General features: G+C 68.5%; 6 protein-coding genes. 5 read left to right on the top strand and 1 reads right to left on the bottom strand.

Annotated features, from left to right (window positions below; genetic code table 11):
• A partial coding sequence (locus GJV64_RS12160) for an AAA family ATPase (protein ID WP_164157481.1) occupies window positions 1-522 on the bottom strand: 522 nt, incomplete at its 3' end.
• A gap of 240 nt (window positions 523-762) precedes the next feature.
• Between GJV64_RS12160 and rpmF the strand changes: the two genes are divergently transcribed.
• The 5 genes from rpmF to GJV64_RS12135 all read left to right on the top strand — a co-directional run bounded on the left by rpmF (window position 763) and on the right by GJV64_RS12135 (window position 4,008).
• A complete protein-coding gene (gene rpmF / locus GJV64_RS12155; RefSeq protein ID WP_164157479.1) occupies window positions 763-942 on the top strand; it encodes a 50S ribosomal protein L32 in 180 nt (59 codons plus the stop codon).
• 46 nt (window positions 943-988) lie between these two features.
• Window positions 989-2,089, top strand: coding sequence for a phosphate acyltransferase PlsX (plsX, locus tag GJV64_RS12150; RefSeq protein WP_164157477.1), 1,101 nt, complete (start codon window positions 989-991; stop codon window positions 2,087-2,089).
• Window positions 2,086-3,063 carry a beta-ketoacyl-ACP synthase III gene (locus GJV64_RS12145; protein ID WP_164157475.1) on the top strand — a complete coding sequence of 326 codons (978 nt, stop codon included), beginning with the start codon at window positions 2,086-2,088 and terminating at the stop codon, window positions 3,061-3,063. The genes plsX and GJV64_RS12145 overlap by 4 nt, the downstream gene beginning before the upstream one ends.
• A gap of 216 nt (window positions 3,064-3,279) precedes the next feature.
• Window positions 3,280-3,603 carry an integration host factor subunit alpha gene (locus tag GJV64_RS12140; RefSeq protein WP_164157473.1) on the top strand — a complete coding sequence of 108 codons (324 nt, stop codon included), beginning with the start codon at window positions 3,280-3,282 and terminating at the stop codon, window positions 3,601-3,603.
• A 30-nt stretch (window positions 3,604-3,633) separates the two neighbouring features.
• Window positions 3,634-4,008 (top strand): MerR family transcriptional regulator, encoded by a 375-nt coding sequence (locus GJV64_RS12135; RefSeq protein ID WP_164157471.1) that lies wholly within the window; start codon window positions 3,634-3,636, stop codon window positions 4,006-4,008.
• The last annotated feature ends 13 nt before the right edge of the window (window positions 4,009-4,021 follow it).

The raw sequence follows: 4,021 nt of genomic DNA, 5'->3' as shown, positions 1-4,021 counted from the left end.
TTCAGCCGCCGCGCTTGCCGCCCGCCAGCCGTCCCACGCGGTGCGGCAGGCCGTCACGGTTGCGGCCAGCCCGCCATAATGATCGAGCAGCGCGCGATGCCCCTTGGGGCTCAGCAGGCCGCGCTCGTCGTGCTGGCCGTGGATCTCCACCAGCGCGGCGCCCAACTCGCGCAGCAGCGTTGCCGACACCGGCGCGTCGTTGACAAAGGCCCGGCTGCCGCCATCGGCCTTCAACTGCCGGCGCAGGATGATCGGGCCGTCGGCGGCGAGGCCGTTGGCATCGAGTAGAGCACGCGCCGGATGATCGGCGGCGACGCTGAATTCGGCCACCACTCGCGCCTGATCTGCCCCGGCACGGACCAGGCCGGTATCGGCGCGCATGCCCAGCACCAGGCCAAGCGCATCCAGCAGGATGGACTTGCCGGCGCCGGTCTCGCCGGTCAGGACAACAAGTCCCGGGTCCAGCTCGAGTGACAGCGCCTCGATCAGCACGACATTGTGGATGGCAAGCGAGACGAGCACGGCTCACCTGTTAGCCGATTGCCGGGCGCCTGCGCGAGAGGCCATTTGCGCGCCCTTCACCACCTCACCGCGATGGGCGGGCAGCATTTGAAAGCTTGCACTTGGGCCAGAATCCAATATAGCCGCGTGCTTCGTCCTTTTCCCGGGGCTCGGGCCCGGCCATCAGCTGTGGCCGCTGCACGCCCGAACCGCGGGATTGGCGTCAAACGCTGCCACAGATTTCATGGATACAGGTGCCTCATGGCCGTTCCCAAGCGCAAGACCTCGCCTTCCCGCCGCAACATGCGTCGCAGCCACCATGCGCTCGTCGCCACCCAGTTCCAGGAATGCCCGAACTGCGGTGAACTGAAGCTGCCGCACAATCTGTGCGGGGCCTGCGGCTTCTACAACGGCCGCGAAATCGTTTCCGTCGAAGCCTGACGCGCCTGGCAGGCCCCAGAGCCGCCACCGCCCATCCCTGGCCGCCATGACCGTTCAGCCCCGCGAAGGCACCACGCCGGCAATCCCTTCCCCGGCAGGCCCGGTGGTGGCGCTCGACGTGATGAGCGGGGACGCCGGCGCGGCCGAGGCGATTGCCGCTGCCGACATTGCGGCCGAGCGCTATCCGCGCCTCAACTTCCTGCTGTTCGGTCGGGAATCGGACATTGCCGCCGAAGTGCAGCGCTGGCCGCGCCTCGCCGCGCGCGCCCGCATCATCCACAGCGATGATGTGGTGCTGATGACCGAAAAGCCCACGCAGGCGCTGCGCCGCGCCCGCTCGACCTCGATGGGCATGGCGATCGACGCGGTGAAGCGGGGCGAGGCCCATGCCGCCGTGTCGGCCGGCAACACCGGCGCGCTGATGGCGATGTCCCTGATGTCGCTGCGCACCATGAAGGGCATCGACCGGCCGGCGCTGGCGGCGCTGCTGCCCACGCTGAAATCCGAATCGGTGATGCTCGATCTGGGCGCCAACACCGAATGCGATGCCACCAACCTGGTGCAGTTCGCGGTGATGGGCGCCGCCTTCGCGCGCACCGTGCTGGGCCTCGAAAGCCCGCGTGTCGGCCTGCTCAACATCGGCGAGGAAGAGCTGAAGGGCACCGGCGAGATTCGCGCCGCCGCCGCCATCCTGAAGGGCGCCCACCTGCCGATGCAGTTCCTCGGCTTCGTCGAGGGTGACAAGATCGGCACGGGTGACATTGATGTGGTGGTGACCGACGGCTTTTCCGGCAACATCGCGCTGAAGACCGCAGAGGGCACCAGCCGGCTGGTCACAGGCCTCCTGGGCAATGCCTTCCGCTCCTCCATTTGGGGGCGGCTCGGCTATTTCATCGCGCGCGGCGCCCTGCAGTCGCTGCGTGCCCATCTTGATCCCAATGCCCACAATGGCGCCGTGTTCCTGGGCCTCAACGGCATCGTGGTGAAAAGCCACGGCAGCGCCAACGCCCGCGGCCTCGCCAATGCCATCGGGGTGGCGCACGACCTTGTGCGCGACGATGTGGGCCGCCGCATCAGCGCGGACCTGAACGGCATCGACATGAGCCTGGGCGCCGACAGCCAGGCCGATGCGGGCGCGGTGCTGTGAAGCGCCGTTCGGTCATTATCGGCACCGGCAGCCATCTGCCGCAAACCATCCTGTCGAACGATGACCTTGCCGCCCGGCTCGACACGTCGGACGCCTGGATTGTCGAGCGCACCGGCATCCGCCGCCGCCACATCGCCGCCCCCGGCGAGTTCACCTCCGACCTGGCGACCGCAGCGGCGCGCCAGGCCCTGGAGGCCGCCGGCCTGACGCCAGACGACATCGATCTCATCGTGGTGGCCACCGCCACCCCTGACCAGACGTTCCCGGCCTGCGCCACCGTTGTCCAGCACAAGCTGGGGATGACGCACGGCGTCGCCTTTGACGTGGCGGCGGTGTGTTCGGGCTTTCTCTATGCGCTCACGGTCGCCGATGCGCTGCTCACCGGCGGCGCCCATGCCCGCGCGCTCGTGATTGGCGCCGAAACCTTCAGCCACATCCTCGATTGGGAAGATCGCACCACCGCCGTGCTGTTCGGCGATGGCGCCGGCGCAATCGTGCTGGAAGCGCAGATGCAGCCTGGCGACACTGCCAGCGATCGCGGCGTGATCGCCTGCCGGCTGCACAGCGACGGGCGCTACAATGACTTGCTCTATGTCGATGGCGGGCCGGGCTCCACCGGCACCACCGGCAAACTCCGGATGAAGGGCAGGGAGGTCTTTCGCCATGCCGTGACCAATCTTTCCAGTGTGATGGGAGAGGTTCTTGAGGCTGCGTCTCTGCAATCGGCCGATGTGGACTGGGTGGTGCCCCACCAGGCCAACCTGCGCATTCTGGAAGCCACCGCGAAAAAGCTGGGGCTCGATCCGGCGCAGGTGGTGGTGACGGTGGACCGCCATGCCAATACGTCCGCAGCGTCGGTTCCGCTGGCACTCGACGTCGCGGTGCGTGATGGCCGCATCCAGCCCGGCCAGCTGCTGCTGCTGGAAGCGATGGGCGGCGGTTTCACCTGGGGTGCAGCGGCCGTCCGCTGGTAGGCCGCGCGCGCCGCGCGGCGGGCGCTAGCTGCCTGCGCAGAATCTGCTGTGGCGAATCGCCACAACCGGCGTAACATCGCCACTTAAGTCGTTCTGTTGCGGCAGGCTTTGCAGCACCTCGGGGGGAACCGGGAGCCAAGCTTTCCGCCGGATGTCACATTGGCATCCGCCAGCGAGGCTGGACGGGCAGAAGGGGTCAGCAGGAGGGGATCGCCAATGACGCAAGGGGGCACAGTGACAGCCGGCAGCGTGACCAGGGCCGACTTGGCCGATGCGGTGCATCGCGAGATCGGGTTGTCGCGCACCGAGTCGGCGCAGCTGGTCGAACAGGTGCTGGACCGCATCAGCGAGGCGCTGGTGGCCGGCAGCAACGTCAAGATCTCCGGCTTTGGCAGCTTCGTGCTGCGCGACAAGGGCCTGCGCGTCGGTCGCAATCCCAAGACCGGGGTGGAAGTGCCGATCGAACCGCGCACGGTGCTGACCTTCCGGCCGAGCCAGCTGCTGCGCGAAGCGATCAACCGCCCGCGCCTGCGCCGCTGAGCCGGGCAATCCTTCAGGAGCTGAGCCCACGTGACGGACAAATCGGATTCCGCGTTCCGCACCATATCGGAGGCCGCCGACGAGATCGGCGTGCCGGCCCATGTGCTGCGCTTCTGGGAGACCCGTTTTCCGCAGCTGCAACCGCTCAAGCGCGCCGGTGGCCGGCGCTATTATCGCCCGGCCGACATGGCGCTGCTGCGCCAGATCCGCAGCCTTCTCCATGATGCCGGCATGACCATCCGCGGCGCCCAGCTGGCCCTGTCCGGCAAAGCGGCGCCGGCCGATCCAGCAGCGCCGCCGCCGCGTGCCGCTGCAAGTGCCGGGGCCAGCGCGCCGCTGGCCTCGATCGACCGCCGCGCCCTCGTCGCCATCCGCGATCGGCTGGCCGCAGCGCTGGCCGCCTGAGGGCTGGCATTGC

Source organism: Sandarakinorhabdus rubra, assembly GCF_010994245.1.
Classification (GTDB): Bacteria; Pseudomonadota; Alphaproteobacteria; order Sphingomonadales; family Sphingomonadaceae; genus Sandarakinorhabdus; species Sandarakinorhabdus rubra.
This window is presented reverse-complemented; position numbering and strand designations above follow the sequence as displayed.